Raw genomic sequence first — 15,090 nt, forward strand, 5'->3', positions numbered from 1 at the left:
CGGGTTGCTTACAGCCAACCTGAAGGATACCACTGATGGGCCTGCGGGGCGTGAAGCTGGCCGTCTCCGATGCGCACGAGGGTATCAAGGCAGCCGCGTCGAAGGTGCTCTCCGCCACTTGGCAGAGGTGCCGTCTTCCACTTCGTGCGTAACGCCCTGGCCAATGCCGGAAAGAGCGGACGGCGTGTCGTGTCCGCCTTCATCGCAACGGCCCTTGCCCACGACACTCCCGAAGCTGCAAGCACCAGTGGCGCAATGTCGCCGACCAGATCAGGTCGAAGGTGTCGAAAATGTCCAATATCATCGATAGCGCTGAGCATGACGTGGCTCGCCTACATGACCTTTCCCAGACAGCATTGGGCAAAGCTTCATTCGACAAACCCGATCGAGCGCCTCAATGGTGAGATCAAACGGCGCACTGAGGTCGTCGGCATCTTCCCCAACACGATGCCATCGTCAGATTGGTCGGTGCCCTTACTGCTTGAGCAGAATGACGAGTGGGTCGTTCAGCGATCCCGATACATGTCACTTGAGACCATCGCCACAATGAGCGATGATCCGCTCATCAGCCTGCCAGACGCAAGCTGATCCATTCCCGGCTCTGTCCGGAAGGCACGGCGACAGCCGGAGCTACACCACAACATGGGACACGATGTTCGTAGTGGCACGTCGCAGCTGTTTGCTACGTTGGACGTTGCCACTAGCGCTGTGATTGGCCAGTGTTACAAACACCACCGAGCGAGCAAACTCCTCGACTTTTTGAATGCGGATTGATGCTGACGGATAGAAGGGATGCCGACTGTTCCCATTGCTTCTGATGTTTAAAAAAACTCTGGTGCTGCGGTCGCTCGATAATCCCTCTGACGCACGCAGCCACACCGTGATGGCGGGCATAGCTCAACGTCGGCCTGCAAATTTGCTTAATGAATTAAAGCTATGATGCATATATCCTTGCCGAATAAATGCCGCCTTGCCGAAATTGTACTAGGACTTCTGAATGAAACTGGACTGGACGCCAACCGGCTGGACGCGGGTCATCGCTGGCACGATCTCCATCACACTGGCGTGCGTAGGCATTTCGGTGTTCGTTGACTCGTTCAATTTCGTGAACTTGACGGACGAGGCAATAAACCGCTCGCTTGTCGTGGATATCCTTCTGCCCGTATGCTTGGCTGGCCCATTGCTTTTTCTCTTGTTGAGGAAAGTTCAGCAACTCGCAATCTCCCACCGCGAACTGACCATCACAGCATCGACAGACAGCTTAACAGCGGTCCTAAACCGAGGCGCATTCACTCTTCTGGTCGAAAGCTATCTGGCAAGAGCCGAGGAGCAGGTTACGCTGCGTTCCGGTTCACTCCTCTTGATAGACGCCGACCATTTCAAAGCTATCAACGATACTTTCGGGCATCAAAAGGGCGACGAAGCTCTGAAGATCATCTCGCAGAGCATTAAGCTTTGCCTCGGACCAGCGGACCTTGTCGGCAGGGTTGGCGGCGAGGAGTTCGGCGTTTTTCTGCCAGGTGCGGCGGTGACGGAGGCATCCAAGATCGCCGAGCGTATTCGGTCGACAATCCGAAACGCCCAGTTTCCCGCCGGAAACGACACAAACCCGCTTTCGGTGAGCGTCGGAGGCGTCACCTTCCAACGCCCCGCTTCGTACGACGAACTGTTTTCCATTGCGGACCAACACTTGTACCTCGCCAAGGCTAGCGGCCGAAACCGGGTCAATATTGTAACCGGGTGAATACCAGTGTGCGCAATCGAACGCATCGCTGCCTCCGTCCGGTCCGGGCAACTTGGCGAATGCAAGCGCCCCAAACCCAGCCGTTAACCCCTGAACTTACCTTCGTTCATGTCGGCGGGGTCATAGTTCAGCTCCCAGTCTTTCTTCCGCTCCTTGCCATCGGGTGCCTTGTTGACCGTGGCGTCGTCCGAGCCCGTGAGGACACGCGGCTTGGCACTTGCGACACCATTGTTGTCGCTTGATTTGATGAGCTTGCGGTATTGGCCGGCGGCGTCTTTTTCGACATCGGCAGCCTTGGCTTTGCTTGGGTTGTCCGGGTTGGCCATCTCTTACCTCCATCGTGTCCACAGCAATTACACAGCTCCAACCTGTGTTCTGCCCAATGGTTCCCCAGTCCTCCGGGAACTGAAACCACAGTTGCTGGTTGATTCTGGCCAAGGAGGAGGAGAGGATGAATATCGACAGGGACGGATGGATCAGCAAACGCGCTTACGCCCTCTGGGAGGAGGCCGGCAGACCGAACGGCAGGGATCACGAAACGTGGTGCAAGGCTGTTGCGGAATACGAAATGATGATGAAAACGCGGGCATCAGTTGACGGAGCAGAGATTCTGCAGTTTCGCGCGCGCGCCAGGACCGGACATTCGGGAACCCGGTTCAGATCGCAGCTGGGTGCAACCGGACAATAATGCGACGTCCCAGCCGCATGCTCGTTCCGAGCCCCCATTCACTGGGGGCTTGCGTCTGTCAACGTCAGTGCATCATAAAGCTCGGCTCATTGTCCTTTCGGACCATGTCGGAGTAGAGAAGCGAGCGGATACGTTCGAGCTCTCGCACCTTGATGCGTTCCTTGTGCAAGACATCAGCCGTGACATCGCGCCAGCCGCTGCTGTCCTCCCCCGTCATCACCCGTCCCCCCGCGTCAAGGAATTCGCAAAATTTCGCTGCCGACACGATGCGGCCTGACAGTTCGGCATAATGATTTGCACGGCGGCTCATGGAGACCTCGATGCTGTTGGAAACGCGCTGGCGTCCCGGTGATCACTTCCTATAATGCCCTATGGTATCCATGGGACTTAGCCAAAACTTTGTTCATCATCAATTAAGGTTAATTTTAACGGGCAGCGCATTCTACCCCGTACGCGACAAGGAATATGACTGATGGAACTGAAGCCGCCGCTGCCGCCTGGCTACTCGACCGTATCGCCTGGCCAGATTGCAAGCGTCGTCACGTGTCTGGAGATGCGCCAGCGCCCGGAAATCAGCGTCCCGGAGCAAGACGGCATGTCATTTCAGCGCTGGAAATCGCCGTCCCTCGGCGAATATCGTGCACTATACCGAGCGGTCGGCGAAAACTGGCTGTGGGTATCGCGTCTCGAGATGCCGGACGACGAACTCACCGCAACCCTCGCGGATCGCGATGTCGAGACCTACTATCTCGAAGCCGGTTCGCAGAAGATCGGCTTCCTTGAACTCGACTTTCGCGAAGCGGGCCAGTGCGAAATCGTCTATTGCGGGCTTGTGGCCAGCGCTATCGGCCGAGGTGGCGGACGATACCTGATGGCCAGTGCGCTGAACGCCGCCTGGTCGAGGGACATCGATCGCCTATGGTTGCATACCTGCCACTTCGATCATCCATCAGCTTACGCATTTTACTGTAGGTCTGGTTTTAAGCCGTTTCAATTTATGGTCGAAATCATCGCCGATCCGCGGCTTTCAGGCTCGATACCGAAAACTGCCGCTCCGCATGTCGCGCTGCTTGAAGCATAGGCGGCCTCGCAATCGCGTTTTCGGATTTGCGGCCCTAGAAAGCATCCAGCTCCTTGCGACACGCGGCAGCGAACTCTTCGAGGACGTTCATATGACCGCTGCGAGCAAGAAGACGGAGCTCTGACAGGCTCCGGTTCGGCGTCATGTACTCGCCGACGATGGCGTCCATGACCCGCTCGCCGGCGTCGGTGACAGCCTTTGACGCCACCAGGTGCATGCGGGCGAGGATCGCATAGATCATGACGATATCGCCTATATCGTCCTTCTCGTGACTGAGAGCATCACCATATAATCTGGCAGCCTCCGACAAAAACCCTTCGAAAAGCGCCTCACGACGGGTGCGATTGGCCTCGCGCCGTTTCTCTTTCACCTGTGACGACAGGGTGATCCAGGACGTGGTGAATGACGTGACAGAACCCACCAATGCACCAGCCAGGCCGAAAAAGGCCGAAACATAAGCAGCGTCCACAAGGACCTCCTATTCAAATGAGGTGCCCGCCCGCAGCGACGTTACCGCGGCGTCACGACGCTCGAGGCCAGTTTGAACGGGCTCGATACCGCAAAGCCTGCCGCGTCGAAGACGAATGCGCCAACCCGCGCAGCCGATGGCTTTCTGTCCAGCATTTCAAGCTGCCGACCGAATCGGGCAAGCGATGCAAACCTGTCATGTCCCACGCCGTCGGTGGCCTTCAGGGAGCTCAGGTCGACGACCCGGATGTGGTTCTTGACGGCCTCCTGCTGAATAATCGGATCGCTGATATCCAGCCGTCCGATCCGCGGTCGCTCAGCACCCAGAAGGCTGGATACCTCAAGGGCGCGGTCGTCCTTGGAGATCAGCAGGGTGAGCGGAGAAGGCAGTTTGCCGATCTCCTTCATCTGCGACTTGAAGACGTCGAGGTCGATGTCGGGCGAGGCAAGCACCACCTGCAACTTGGCGATGACGTCCTCACGATGCTCGAGCCTCAATTGGCGCACAACCTCCATGACGAGAAAGCCGCCCATGCTGTGGCCGAAAAGAACGATGCGCTTGACTTTGTCTGCCGATGAAAGGGCTTTGACGACAGTTTCAAGATCATGCCGGGAATAGAGCACAGCGTCCTTGTCAGCCACATATCCGACGACCGATGCCTGCGACGGCCAAGAAAACATGATGGGACTGTCGAGCCCTGAATCGGTAATCATTTGTGCTTCCCGATAAAGCGCTTCCTGGAAAGAATTATTGTAGCCATGAACATAGACTTCGACGCTTCCGTCGCTGCCGACGGAACGAGCCGCAGCGGCGGTGAAATCGCCCTCGGACAGGTCTTGACGTTTCGTCACCACGAATTGCTTCTGCGGATCCGGGCGATCCGTGGGGTACTCGATCGCCGAGACCTTATGGGCTGGCGGCACCGACATCTCATAGCTCTGATAGGCGACGGTCTCGGACCAGTTGACCCCGTAACCCTTTGAAGGCCCGAGCGCGTTGCGGTTTGTCGCAGTCAAGAGAACGATGCGTTTCTGCGGAAGATTGGTCAGCCGGGCTGGGTCGAGAACGGCGGCGGATGGCCGGGACGCACAGCCGGAAAGGCCTATAGCCATTACGACCGTCAATTGTACCGCGCGGCGGTACGATCTGTCTGGAAACATCATGAAGGCACGGCCCTTGTTGGCGCGACACCGTTCTCAACGGCATCATTCGTGAGATAGGTGAGCGCCGACGAAAACACCGGCGCTCGCAGACAAGTCGGTTATCCGGCGGCGGGCTCGTGCCTGGCCGGCTCTTCTTCCCGACGGATGCGGAACCAGGCCACATAGAGTGCCGGCAGGAACAGCAGCGTCAGGACGGTGCCGACGACGATGCCGCCCATCATGGCGTAAGCCATCGGTCCCCAGAAGATCTCGCGGGAGATCGGGATGAGAGCTAGGGTGGCCGCCGCCGCCGTCAACATGATCGGCCGCATACGATGTTCGGTCGCCTCGATGACGGCAAACCATGGAGGCCGCCCCTCGCTTCTGAGGTGCTCGATCTGCACCACCAGGATGACTGAGTTGCGGATAAGGATGCCGATCAGCGCCAGGATGCCAAGGATCGCCACGAAGCCCATGGGCGAGTTGCTGATGAGCAGTGCCGATGCCACGCCGATCAATGCGGTCGGAGCGACAGCAAACACCAGGAACAGCCGGCTGAAGCTCTGCAACTGGAGCATCAGGATAGTCGCCATGGCAAACAGCATGAGCGGTCCAACGGCAACGATCGGCCCTTGCGATTTTGCGCTCTGCTCGACGGCGCCGCCATCGACGATGCTGTAGCCGGGAGGGAGCGTCTTGCGGAATTCGTCGACCTTCCCCTTCAGATCCTGGACGATGGTCGCAGGTTGCGTCGGACCGACCACCGCTGCCTTGATGATGATTGTCGGCACACGGTCGCGCCTCCATATCTCCGGCTGTTCCAGCTCATAGTGGAAGTTGGCAACCGCCGACAGGGGAACGGAGTTGCCGCTGGTACCGGGGAGCTGAAGATTTTTCAACGTCTCGATCGAGCCGCGATCAGCACCCTGAGCCCTGCCGATGACGTCGATCAGGTAGATATCGTCCCTGATCTGCGTGGCCGAAGACCCCTGCACGACGCTGTTCAGCGCAGTGGCGATATCGGCGGATGTCACGCCCAACTGGCGGGCCTTGTCCTGGAGAACGTCAACCTTCACCACGCGCGAGGGTTCGTTCCAGTCAAAGGTCATGTTGCTCAGCAGCGGGTGGTTGCCGACGATGCTGGCAAACCGTTGGGTGATGTCGCGCAGCTGCTGGATGTCCGGGCCGCTGACACGATACTGGACAGGCTTTCCGACGGGAGGCCCGATGTCGAGCAGCTTGACGAATGCGTCGGTGCCTGGGAACGTCTTGTTCAGATAGGCCTGCAGCTTGGTGCGCACCTGGTCGCGCACCTCGACGCTCTTGGTCACGATCACCATCTGGCCGAACGACACGTCGGGGGTCTGGACGTCAAAGGACAGGATGAAGCGCGGTGCGCCCTGGCCGACGTAGCTGGTCCAGTGCGAGATATCGGTGTTGCCGACAAGCGCTTCCTTCTCGAACTGCGCCATCTGCCTGTTGGTCTCGGAGATCGAGCTGTTATGCGGCAGGTTCCAGTCGACGACGAGTTCCGGGCGGTCTGACGACGGAAAGAATTGCTGCTGCACGATGCCCATGCCGCCGACGGAGAGTGCAAAGGCAATCACGGTCAGGCCGATGGTGATCCAGCGGAAGCGCATGGCGAGCCGCAGCAACCAGGAAAACGTGCGTGCGACGCGACCTTTGTTGTCGTGGTGGGACTTCAAGGTCTTTGGCAGGAATGTGACGCCGAGGAGCGGCGTGAACACCACGGCGACGATCCAGGAGACCACCAGGGAAACTGCAATGACGACAAACAGGGTGAAGGTGAATTCGCCGGCAGCACTGCTGTTCAAGCCCACCGGAATGAATCCGGACACAGTCACCAATGTCCCGGTCAGCATCGGGAAAGCCGTCGAAGTGTAGACATAGGTCGCGGCCGTCTTCAGGTCGTCGCCCTCCTCGAGGCGGGCAACCATCATTTCCACCGCGATCATCGCATCGTCCACCAGCAATCCGAGGGCGATGATCAGCGCGCCGAGCGAAATTCGCTGCAGCGAGATGCCGCTGTAGGACATGACGAGGAAGGTGATCGCCAGCACCAGAGGGATCGAGATCGCCACCACCAGGCCCGCGCGGGCGCCAAGGCTGATGAAGCTGATGGCAAGAACGATGACGATGGCTTCAAACAGCGCACGTGTGAAGCCCGATACCGCTTCGTCGACGACTGCCGGCTGATCGGAAACGCGTGCCACGTCCACGCCGATTGGCAAGTCGGCGATGATGGCATCCATCTTCTGATCGAGACCCTTGCCGAACTCCAGGAGGTTGGAGCCGGCGCGCATGCCGATCGAGAGGCCGATTGCCGGCTGTCCGTTGTAGCGGAACAGGGCCGAGGGTGGGTCGACATAGCCGCGCTTGATCGTGGCAACGTCCGAGAGTGGGAAGAAGCGGTTGTTGACACGAAGATTGATGGATTTCAGACTCTCTTCAGACGTGAACTGGCCACCGACGCGCAACGCGATCCGCTCCGGCCCGGCATCGACGAAGCCGGACTGGGTGACGGCGTTCTGGTTGGAAAGCGTATCGATGATCGACTGGCGATCGATCCCCAATGCTGCGATCTTGCGGGTCGAGAACTCCAGGTAGACGACTTCGTCCTGCGCCCCGATGACATCGACCTTTCCGACGTTCGGGACGGTCAGGATCCTGGAGCGGGCGGTCTCGACGAGATCGCGCAGCTGCCTCTGGGTCAGGCCGTCGCCCATGAAGGCGTACATGTTGCCGTAAACGTCGCCAAATGTATCGTTGAAGGTCGGTCCCGTGACACCGGAAGGGAAATCGCCCTTGATGTCGGCGATCATGTTGCGAACCTTGACCCAGATCCCCGCAACATCCTTGGCCTTGGTGGTATCGAGCAGATCCACGAAGACGGTGCTTTGCCCGGCTGTGGTCTCGCTACGCGTGACGTCGAGCGCATCCAGTTCCTCGAGTTTCTTCTCGATGCGGTCGGTGACCTGCCGGCTCATCTCGTCGGCCGATGCACCCGGCCACTGGGCCTGGATGATCATCGTCTTGATCGTGAAGTTCGGATCTTCCTCGCGGCCGAGATTGATGTAGGAAAACACACCGGCGATCACGAAGACGATCATGAAATACCAGACGAGCGAACGGTGCTCGAGCGCCCAGTCGGAAAGATTGAATTTTTTCACGGATTTTCACCTTGATCGATCCGGACAGCCTGGCCGTCGCTCAGTTTATGAACTCCGGCGACGACAACGCGTGCGCCAGGATTGATGCCGCCCGTGACCTTCACGGAGCCGCCGTCGACGACAGGTCCGTCAAGCGTCACCGGATGAAGGGAGACCTTGGCCGCAGCCGTATCGACGAGCCAGACATTCGGCTTGTCGTCTTTCAGCAGAATGGCCGAGGACGGCAGCACGATGAACGGCTGGGAAGGAATGGTCGCCGACGCCGTGATCACCGAGCCGATGCGAAATGCGTCGGGCGGGTCGATGAGCGTGATTTTCGTTCGGCTTGTGCGGGTCAGCGACTCGGCCTCTGGGGCGACCTCGCGGATCACGCCTTTGGCGACCACGGTCGGATCGAGCTGCAGCGCCACTTGGAACGGGGCTCCCACGGTGAGCTTGCCGAAGCTTGCTTCCGGGATATCGATCACCGCATCGCGCTGGTCGGGGCGAGCGATCGTCACGACGCTCGATCCGGCGGAAACCACCTGGCCGACTTCGGCCGAGGTTGCCGTCACGACGCCATCGAACTCGGCATGCAGCTTGGCGTAGCCGAGTTGTTCCTGCGCCTTGTCGAGACTGGCCTGCGATTTACCGACACCGGCAATGGCGCTCTTATAGGCCTGAACCGCCTCGTCGAGCGATTCCTGGCTTCCCGACTTGCTGGCCGCAAGAGCGCGCTGGCGCTCCTGGCTGGACGCGGCGTTGGCAAGCGTTGCCTGGCTGTTTGCCAGATCGGACTGGGCGCTCCTGACCGCAAGTTCGAGCGAAATCGGATCGATCGCGGCGACGACATCACCCTTTTTGACGAGGTCGCCGACGCTGACGTTGCGGGCGATGACCCGGCCGAGCACGCGAAAGGCGAGCTGCGTCTCGATCCTGGCTTCCACCGTGCCCGGCAGCGAAAGCGTGGACGCCTCCGAGGACTTGGCGACGATGGAGAGCACCGGACGGATGGGCTCCTGGTGGGCTTCCTGCTTTTCGCAGGAGGTCAGCATGGCCAGCCCGAGAATGGGTAAGACGTAATGACGGAAATTCATTGGGCGGCGCCTTTACCGTAGGAAACGACCTGGTCGGGACGCAGGAACTTGGTGCCATCGACGACGATGATGTCGCCGGGCGCGACGCCCTTGATGACGCCGAATTTCCCCGTTCCATAAGTGGAGACATCGACGGGACGGATGGAAACTTTCGAGGATGCGGGGTCGACCACCCAGACAGCCGTATGCCCGGCCTTGGAGGCCATTGCAGACCATGGAAGCTCGATCATCGGCTCGGCCTGTGAGCGGAACGTTCCTGCAACCGGTGCTCCCAGTGGCATCGTCGGAGCATTTTCGAGGCCAACCTTGACCTTGATGGTCCCCGTCGTGGAATCGATCGTAGGCGAGATCTCGCGTATCGATGCCTCGACATGGCGGGTCGGGTCGGAGAGCAGCGTGATGGTGACCTTGTCGACGGGCTTGTTCTTCAGGAAAAGCGACTCGTAGACGTTGAACACGGCATCGCGCGGCCCGTCATGCGCAAGCGTGAAGACCGCGGATGCTGCCTGGGCGACCTGACCAACTTCGGCATTCCTTGCGGTGATCACGCCATCGGAGTCAGCCCGCAACTCTGTATAGGAGAGAGCGTCCTGCGCTGTCTCGAGCGAGGCCTGGTCGGACTTGGTGGTCCCCTGTGCCGTCAGTAGCGTCTCCTGCGCCTGGTCGAGCGAGGCCTTGGTGGTCACCTGCGTCTTGAAGAGGTTGAGCTGGCGCTGGTAGGCGAGCTGAGCTTGCGTCTCTACGGCCTGCGCCGATTCAAGGGTGGCCTTTGCCACCGCCAGATCGGCCTTCTGCTCGGCGGGATCGATCCTTGCCAAAACCTGTCCAGCCTTGACGGCCGAACCGACGTCGACGAGCCGCTCGATAATCTGTCCGCTCACCCGGAACGAAAGGTCGCTCTGGACGCGTGCGTCTATCTCGCCGGTAATGGAATTGCTCGCGGCAATTGGCGCGGTTGAAGCGACGACCGTCTCCACCAGCTTCGGTTTGGCCTCGCTGCTCTGCTGCTTGTCGCAGGAGCACAGCACGGCGGCAGCCGAAGCCAGCAGCGCGATGCTAAAAACGCTTTTCATGAAGTGGCCTCTTGTTATCAGTCTCCGCTTGATATAATTGACTGACTCAACAGTCAATGGATTTTTGCACCAAATTTCCACAGACAGTTAAGCAGAGAGACATACAAATGACTAATGAAGTAAAAATCACCCGTGCCGAGCAAAAAGCACGGCGGCCGAAGCAAATTCTCGATGCTGCTTTCGAAGAGTTTGTCGAGCGCGGCTATGTTGCCACGCGGGTTGAAGACATTGCGGAACGCGTCGGAGTTACGAAGGGGACGATATACGTCTATTTTGAAACGAAGGAGGAGTTGTTCTCAGCCATGATCAACCACATCTCCACGCCTTTTGAAGATATACTGACAAGCGGTAGGAAGCTCGAGGGAAACTGTGAAAATCGCCTGCGGACGCTGATCGAGATCCTCTACGACAATTTTCTCGGGAGCCGGCGGATGCGGGAACTCCTGCGCTTTGTGATTGCAGAAGGCACGCGCTTTCCCCACGTGATCGACGAGAATCACAGGCGGTTCATCGAACCGCTGATAAGCTTTGCCCAGTCCATCATCGATGAGGGCCAGCGCAACGGCGAGTTCAAGACCGGACCTGCCTCGACGGCCGAAGTCGTGATGTCTCCCATCATGCTGGCCATGGTTTTCAGGCTGATCTTCGACGATCGACGCGCATTCGACAGGGAGACCTCTCTCGCGGCGCATTTCGACATGATTTTCAACGGATTGCTGCCCCGCTAACCCAGACACCAGACGCACGGGCGGAAAATGCCAACGCGCCGACCTTGTCGGATCAAACCAAACTCTATACTCGAGAGTCGAACCGAACGGTTCGGTTCGATCAATTCGTGAGATAGCTTCATGATTTTTCCCCGCGCGGCCTCCCCCGCCATCCTCCTTCTTCTCGCCGGCTGCGTGAGCGGTCCTGATCACAAGCCGCCGGTGATGCCGCTGCCTCCTACTTTCTCGGAAGGGACCACGAAGGCCAACGAAGACATCGCCGGCCGCCAGTGGTGGTCGGCCTATCACGACAAGAAGCTCGAGAGCCTTGTCGCCACCGGCCTCGCCCAGAACGTATCGATCCTGTCGTCGATCGAGGCCACGGTCGCCGCCCAGGGTGACGTCACGGTTGCCGGTGCCGGCGCCCTTCCCAGCCTTTCGGCCGATGGGTCGAACACCACCAGCGGCGAAAAAGGCAAGCTACGCACCCAGCTGGCCACCACGAACTCGACTGCCGGCGACCTGACGGCATCCTGGTTGCTCGATCTTTTCGGCCAGTATCGCCGCGCCCGCGAAGGGGCACTCGACTCGCTCGACGCCGCCTACGCCACGGTCGACGTCACGCGGCTGACCTATCTCCAGGATCTGGTGACAAGCTATATCAATGCCCGCTATTATCAGGCGCGCATTTCCATCGCTGCCGATAGTCTCGCCTCCCGCCGCAAGACGCTGGAGCTGACAAAGTTCCAGATGGTTGCGGGAGCGGCCTCGCGCCTGGACGTGGTACAGGCCGAAGGTCTCGTCAATTCGACGCTTTCCGAAGCGCCGGGCCTCGAAATCAGCTACCGACAGCAGGTCCATCACATCGCGACATTGCTGAACATGCCCCCGGCAACCGTCATTGCCGACATGCGCAGTGGGGGCAGGCAACCTGTCTTCCGCGGCAATGTCGCCACCGGCGTTCCCGCCGACCTCATCCGCAACCGCCCGGACATCCGTAAGGCAGAACGGGACCTCGCAGCAGCGACGGCCCAGATCGGCGTCGCCGAAGCCAAGCTCTATCCGAGCATCTCGCTCAGCGGCTCGATTTCGCCCTCCTATGTCACATCCAGCGGATCGCATGGCAGCCTGACCTCATGGTCGTTCGGGCCGACGCTCAATCTTCCGATCCTCGACGGCGGTTCGCTACGCGCCAATGTCAAGATCGCCGAATCCAACGCTCGAGCCGACTATTTGACATGGAAGTCCACCGTGCTGACCGCCGTCGAAGACGTGGAGAATGCACTTTCGGCTGTTCGTCGCGATGCACAGACGATCTCCGCCCTGCGTGCCCAGGTCAATTCCTACCAGGAGGCTCTGCAACTCTCGACCGATAGCTATAAGGACGGCGCGTCGTCTCTGTTGAACGTCATCGACGCCCAGCTTTCGCTTGCGACCGCAAAGGAAAGCCTGGCTGCCGCAATCCAGCAGAGCGCCACCGATTACGTGTCTTTGAACGTTGCAATCGGCGCGGGATATGCGGGTACCGACAAGGGCCCGCGGACATAGACGACCGCTTTTGCAGGAGCCAACCATGACTGAACTGGACCAAGGAACCGTGCTTGACGTCGCCATCGGCCTTGACCGGATAACCGCGTTGGTTGCCGGCGTTGTCTGCGACACCATCCCGTCGGCCTTCTCGGACGACAAATTCACATTTGTCGAACTCAGCGTGCTCCGCCATCTCGTCATCTCTGGCCGCACGACCTTTGATGCGCTGAAGAGAACGGCGTCGGTCACGGACGAGTTGTTGACTGAAGTCATGTGGTCGCTGTGCGACGGCGGCAGCATTGCCGATGAGAACGGCCGGCTTTCGCTCACCGAAAAGGGCGCTGAAAACCTGCGGCATCTGCAGGCCTCCACCACCAGCGCCTATGTCGATGCCCTCCAGGATGTCCCGCCCGATATCTTGAAGGGCTTGGCGAAATCGCTCGGCGAAGTGCTGAGGCATGTCCCTCCCCACCCGACGGCCAACGCCTCTGCCAGCGACAGACCCGGCTGTTAAGATCTGCAAAGGACCAACCGATGGCAATGACCAAGTGCGGTCTGCGGCGCAACAACGGGGCAGCGCCGCGTAACCGCAAGCGCAGTTCGGCGCGGATCCTGTTGAGCACCGTGATTGTCGCTGCCGTGGCCGGCGCTGTCTTGTTCCCGGCACCGATGTTGCTTGACGTCCTCAAGAAAGCTGCGGCACTGACGGATGTTCTCTTGACGAAAGTGATGTGGTCGCTATGGGTCGGCGGCAGCATAGCCTCAGGCGACCACAGCTCTTTCGTCAGTGATAAAGGCATCGATGAACGCCCCTTATTGCGGGTATCCGTCGAAGCGCTCAGCGGGCGCAATCAGCCGCTGGCAAGCAGCCCCGTTATCATCAGCATCTAAATTCTGGAAAGGACGACCCCATGGACACCGGCAAGGGCGCAAAGCCCGAAAACGATAGGCGAAAATCGAAATGGTTGGTTGCGGGCACCTTGATGGTGGCATCAGCCGCCATCGGATGGTGGCTCGCAGGACCGACATCGGACGACAACAATGCCTCGCAGATCCTCGCCACCGCGCCGCCCGCCGACACCGCTGCATCAGGCACGCACGCCGCGACCAATCCGTGAATTCGTCACGGGATTGCTGCGAGAGTCTCTACCGGGCACGAGAGAAGCATCTTCCTCTCAGCCACCGGCCCTAGTTGCGCCAGTCCGCCGCCTTGCCGAATTCATTAACGGGCAGCGTGGCGCCGAACGTCCAGATGCGTGGGCATTCCACTTCTGAAAGCCGCTGCCTGCACCACGTCTCGAGATCGGATGAAAGTTCCTCTTCGGCACAGCTCGAAACGGGCACGACGAACGCCTTCAGGCGAGCGCCGGCCGGCATCTGCGCGACGCGCACCGACGCCGCCTGTACCTTGGGATGCTGCTCCAGCACGGCCGCGATACGCTGCGGCCAGACATTTATTCCACCGATCTGAAAGCCGCCATCGCGCCTGCTGCCGACGGTAAACGCCCGGTCGGTTATCCTCTCGATGGTGTCGGGAACATCATGGACCGCTCCGTCCAAACCGCGCAGCCTCACGCCCGCAGCGACTTCCCCGCGGTCATTTTCGAAACTCCAGTGCGGCATCAAGGTGTATCGGTCGGATGGATGCCGGCGCCAGCCGATCCCCGCCGTCTCGCTCGATCCGTAGAGTTCGGTCATGCCGCCAAGCCCGCGATCGATCAGGGACGTCATCAGCGGAGCGGGGCATGGCGCGGTAGACACGACACCTTCGACGTCGGCGACCCAGGTGGAGACAGTGCGATCGATTGCCGCCCACCTGTCTGGGAAGGAGACGACAAGGTCTCCCGGCAACAGCCCGTTGTTCAGAAATCGTGGAGATGCGGTCGCGCCGGAGATGACATCCACAGAAAGCCGGTCGGCGAGGAAGGCAGTCAGCAGGCAACCGTAGATGTGATGCGCCGGTGCGAGCGCAATGATGCGGCGGCGCGAGGTGAAAAGGCCGGCAAGAAATCCAGCCTCCCCGTTCAGCACAGCAGCGCCATGCACGCATCTCTTCGGCAGGCCTGTCGAGCCCGACGTCAGGAAGGTCATCTTCGAAACACCGTCCGCCCAGGCGGCCTCGATAGCATCGAGCCAATCGCCGAACGTGTCCATTGCGGTCGGATCGAGATCCTGCTCGCCTTCGTAGAGGTGAAACATCTCGTTGATGGCAGACCCGACCATCATCATTTCCAGCGAATCCAAGCCAAGGCCTGCGTTGTCGTCGCGCCCCATGGACAGGTCCTCGGACCATGACCCCGCAGTGGAGGCTCTCACGCTGCGGGCTCCGCTTGACCGGTTTCTCGCGCTCTTCACCTCCGCCTCGATCAGGCTTTGCAGAACGCGGGCA

Annotated in this window: 18 protein-coding genes; 10 read left to right on the forward strand and 8 right to left on the reverse strand. The window is 59.8% G+C overall.

The annotated features are described in order from the left end of the window. The first annotated feature begins 35 nt into the window (after nucleotides 1-35). The 3 genes from J5274_RS28875 (at nucleotide 36) to J5274_RS18965 (ending at nucleotide 1,744) form a co-directional block, all read left to right on the forward strand. Nucleotides 36-152, forward strand: coding sequence for a transposase (locus J5274_RS28875; protein ID WP_257625714.1), 117 nt, complete (start codon nucleotides 36-38; stop codon nucleotides 150-152). A 37-nt stretch (nucleotides 153-189) separates the two neighbouring features. Further along, the gene (locus J5274_RS18960) at nucleotides 190-588 is read left to right on the forward strand and encodes a transposase (protein WP_257625715.1); all 399 of its coding nucleotides are present in this window, start codon (nucleotides 190-192) and stop codon (nucleotides 586-588) included. Nucleotides 589-997: 409 nt separating this feature from the next. Further along, nucleotides 998-1,744 carry a GGDEF domain-containing protein gene (locus tag J5274_RS18965; protein ID WP_142831297.1) on the forward strand — a complete coding sequence of 249 codons (747 nt, stop codon included), beginning with the start codon at nucleotides 998-1,000 and terminating at the stop codon, nucleotides 1,742-1,744. A gap of 83 nt (nucleotides 1,745-1,827) precedes the next feature. Here J5274_RS18965 and J5274_RS18970 read toward each other — a convergent pair whose 3' ends face one another. Further along, nucleotides 1,828-2,070: a hypothetical protein gene (locus J5274_RS18970; RefSeq protein ID WP_219275493.1), complete on the reverse strand. Its 243-nt coding sequence runs from the start codon at nucleotides 2,068-2,070 to the stop codon at nucleotides 1,828-1,830. Between the two features lie 125 nt (nucleotides 2,071-2,195). On the opposite strand from J5274_RS18970, the gene J5274_RS18975 reads away from it, so the two are divergent. Continuing rightward, complete coding sequence (locus J5274_RS18975) at nucleotides 2,196-2,432, forward strand: DUF2934 domain-containing protein (RefSeq protein ID WP_209229613.1); 237 nt, start codon at nucleotides 2,196-2,198, stop codon at nucleotides 2,430-2,432. 64 nt (nucleotides 2,433-2,496) lie between these two features. Here the strand turns inward: J5274_RS18975 and J5274_RS18980 are convergent, their stop codons facing one another. Next, complete coding sequence (locus J5274_RS18980; RefSeq protein ID WP_142831300.1) at nucleotides 2,497-2,742, reverse strand: hypothetical protein; 246 nt, start codon at nucleotides 2,740-2,742, stop codon at nucleotides 2,497-2,499. A 162-nt stretch (nucleotides 2,743-2,904) separates the two neighbouring features. Between J5274_RS18980 and J5274_RS18985 the strand changes: the two genes are divergently transcribed. Beyond that, nucleotides 2,905-3,513, forward strand: coding sequence for a GNAT family N-acetyltransferase (locus J5274_RS18985; RefSeq protein WP_142831301.1), 609 nt, complete (start codon nucleotides 2,905-2,907; stop codon nucleotides 3,511-3,513). 34 nt (nucleotides 3,514-3,547) lie between these two features. Here the strand turns inward: J5274_RS18985 and J5274_RS18990 are convergent, their stop codons facing one another. The 5 genes from J5274_RS18990 to J5274_RS19010 form a co-directional block, all read right to left on the reverse strand. Next, nucleotides 3,548-3,982, reverse strand: coding sequence for a hypothetical protein (locus J5274_RS18990; RefSeq protein WP_209207270.1), 435 nt, complete (start codon nucleotides 3,980-3,982; stop codon nucleotides 3,548-3,550). A gap of 41 nt (nucleotides 3,983-4,023) precedes the next feature. After that, on the reverse strand, nucleotides 4,024-5,094 hold the full coding sequence (locus J5274_RS18995; RefSeq protein ID WP_244615468.1) for an alpha/beta hydrolase: 1,071 nt from the start codon (nucleotides 5,092-5,094) through the stop codon (nucleotides 4,024-4,026). Nucleotides 5,095-5,243: 149 nt separating this feature from the next. Next, nucleotides 5,244-8,315, reverse strand: coding sequence for an efflux RND transporter permease subunit (locus J5274_RS19000; protein WP_142831304.1), 3,072 nt, complete (start codon nucleotides 8,313-8,315; stop codon nucleotides 5,244-5,246). Continuing rightward, nucleotides 8,312-9,391 (reverse strand): efflux RND transporter periplasmic adaptor subunit, encoded by a 1,080-nt coding sequence (locus tag J5274_RS19005; protein WP_142831305.1) that lies wholly within the window; start codon nucleotides 9,389-9,391, stop codon nucleotides 8,312-8,314. The genes J5274_RS19000 and J5274_RS19005 overlap by 4 nt, the downstream gene beginning before the upstream one ends. Beyond that, complete coding sequence (locus tag J5274_RS19010) at nucleotides 9,388-10,464, reverse strand: efflux RND transporter periplasmic adaptor subunit (protein WP_142831306.1); 1,077 nt, start codon at nucleotides 10,462-10,464, stop codon at nucleotides 9,388-9,390. Before J5274_RS19010 ends, J5274_RS19005 begins: the two co-directional genes overlap by 4 nt. Nucleotides 10,465-10,571: 107 nt before the next feature. Between J5274_RS19010 and J5274_RS19015 the strand changes: the two genes are divergently transcribed. The 5 genes from J5274_RS19015 (at nucleotide 10,572) to J5274_RS19035 (ending at nucleotide 13,819) form a co-directional block, all read left to right on the forward strand. Further along, nucleotides 10,572-11,192: a TetR/AcrR family transcriptional regulator gene (locus tag J5274_RS19015; RefSeq protein ID WP_142831343.1), complete on the forward strand. Its 621-nt coding sequence runs from the start codon at nucleotides 10,572-10,574 to the stop codon at nucleotides 11,190-11,192. 120 nt (nucleotides 11,193-11,312) lie between these two features. Continuing rightward, nucleotides 11,313-12,719: an efflux transporter outer membrane subunit gene (locus tag J5274_RS19020; protein ID WP_142831307.1), complete on the forward strand. Its 1,407-nt coding sequence runs from the start codon at nucleotides 11,313-11,315 to the stop codon at nucleotides 12,717-12,719. A 25-nt stretch (nucleotides 12,720-12,744) separates the two neighbouring features. Next, nucleotides 12,745-13,215 carry a hypothetical protein gene (locus J5274_RS19025; RefSeq protein WP_219275494.1) on the forward strand — a complete coding sequence of 157 codons (471 nt, stop codon included), beginning with the start codon at nucleotides 12,745-12,747 and terminating at the stop codon, nucleotides 13,213-13,215. A 20-nt stretch (nucleotides 13,216-13,235) separates the two neighbouring features. Then, nucleotides 13,236-13,592, forward strand: coding sequence for a hypothetical protein (locus J5274_RS19030; protein WP_142831309.1), 357 nt, complete (start codon nucleotides 13,236-13,238; stop codon nucleotides 13,590-13,592). 20 nt (nucleotides 13,593-13,612) lie between these two features. Next, nucleotides 13,613-13,819, forward strand: a complete 207-nt coding sequence (locus J5274_RS19035) for a hypothetical protein (protein ID WP_143123244.1) — start codon at nucleotides 13,613-13,615, stop codon at nucleotides 13,817-13,819. A 70-nt stretch (nucleotides 13,820-13,889) separates the two neighbouring features. On the opposite strand, the gene J5274_RS19040 is transcribed toward J5274_RS19035, so the two are convergent. Beyond that, nucleotides 13,890-15,017, reverse strand: a complete 1,128-nt coding sequence (locus tag J5274_RS19040; protein ID WP_219275495.1) for a hypothetical protein — start codon at nucleotides 15,015-15,017, stop codon at nucleotides 13,890-13,892. Between the last annotated feature and the right edge of the window lie 73 nt (nucleotides 15,018-15,090).

It is taken from the genome of Rhizobium sp. L51/94 (genome assembly GCF_019355555.1).
Classification (GTDB): Bacteria; Pseudomonadota; Alphaproteobacteria; order Rhizobiales; family Rhizobiaceae; genus Rhizobium; species Rhizobium rhododendri.

Coding starts and splice junctions, on each gene's coding strand:
- J5274_RS18980 (WP_142831300.1), bottom strand. CDS start 2,742: ATGAGCCGCCGTGCAAATCATTATGCCGAACTGTCAGGCCGCATCGTG.
- J5274_RS18975 (WP_209229613.1), top strand. CDS start 2,196: ATGAATATCGACAGGGACGGATGGATCAGCAAACGCGCTTACGCCCTC.
- J5274_RS19020 (WP_142831307.1), top strand. CDS start 11,313: ATGATTTTTCCCCGCGCGGCCTCCCCCGCCATCCTCCTTCTTCTCGCC.
- J5274_RS18985 (WP_142831301.1), top strand. CDS start 2,905: ATGGAACTGAAGCCGCCGCTGCCGCCTGGCTACTCGACCGTATCGCCT.
- J5274_RS19035 (WP_143123244.1), top strand. CDS start 13,613: ATGGACACCGGCAAGGGCGCAAAGCCCGAAAACGATAGGCGAAAATCG.
- J5274_RS19030 (WP_142831309.1), top strand. CDS start 13,236: ATGGCAATGACCAAGTGCGGTCTGCGGCGCAACAACGGGGCAGCGCCG.
- J5274_RS19010 (WP_142831306.1), bottom strand. CDS start 10,464: ATGAAAAGCGTTTTTAGCATCGCGCTGCTGGCTTCGGCTGCCGCCGTG.
- J5274_RS18970 (WP_219275493.1), bottom strand. CDS start 2,070: ATGGCCAACCCGGACAACCCAAGCAAAGCCAAGGCTGCCGATGTCGAA.
- J5274_RS18965 (WP_142831297.1), top strand. CDS start 998: ATGAAACTGGACTGGACGCCAACCGGCTGGACGCGGGTCATCGCTGGC.
- J5274_RS19005 (WP_142831305.1), bottom strand. CDS start 9,391: ATGAATTTCCGTCATTACGTCTTACCCATTCTCGGGCTGGCCATGCTG.
- J5274_RS19015 (WP_142831343.1), top strand. CDS start 10,572: ATGACTAATGAAGTAAAAATCACCCGTGCCGAGCAAAAAGCACGGCGG.
- J5274_RS19025 (WP_219275494.1), top strand. CDS start 12,745: ATGACTGAACTGGACCAAGGAACCGTGCTTGACGTCGCCATCGGCCTT.
- J5274_RS18995 (WP_244615468.1), bottom strand. CDS start 5,094: ATGGCTATAGGCCTTTCCGGCTGTGCGTCCCGGCCATCCGCCGCCGTT.
- J5274_RS28875 (WP_257625714.1), top strand. CDS start 36: ATGGGCCTGCGGGGCGTGAAGCTGGCCGTCTCCGATGCGCACGAGGGT.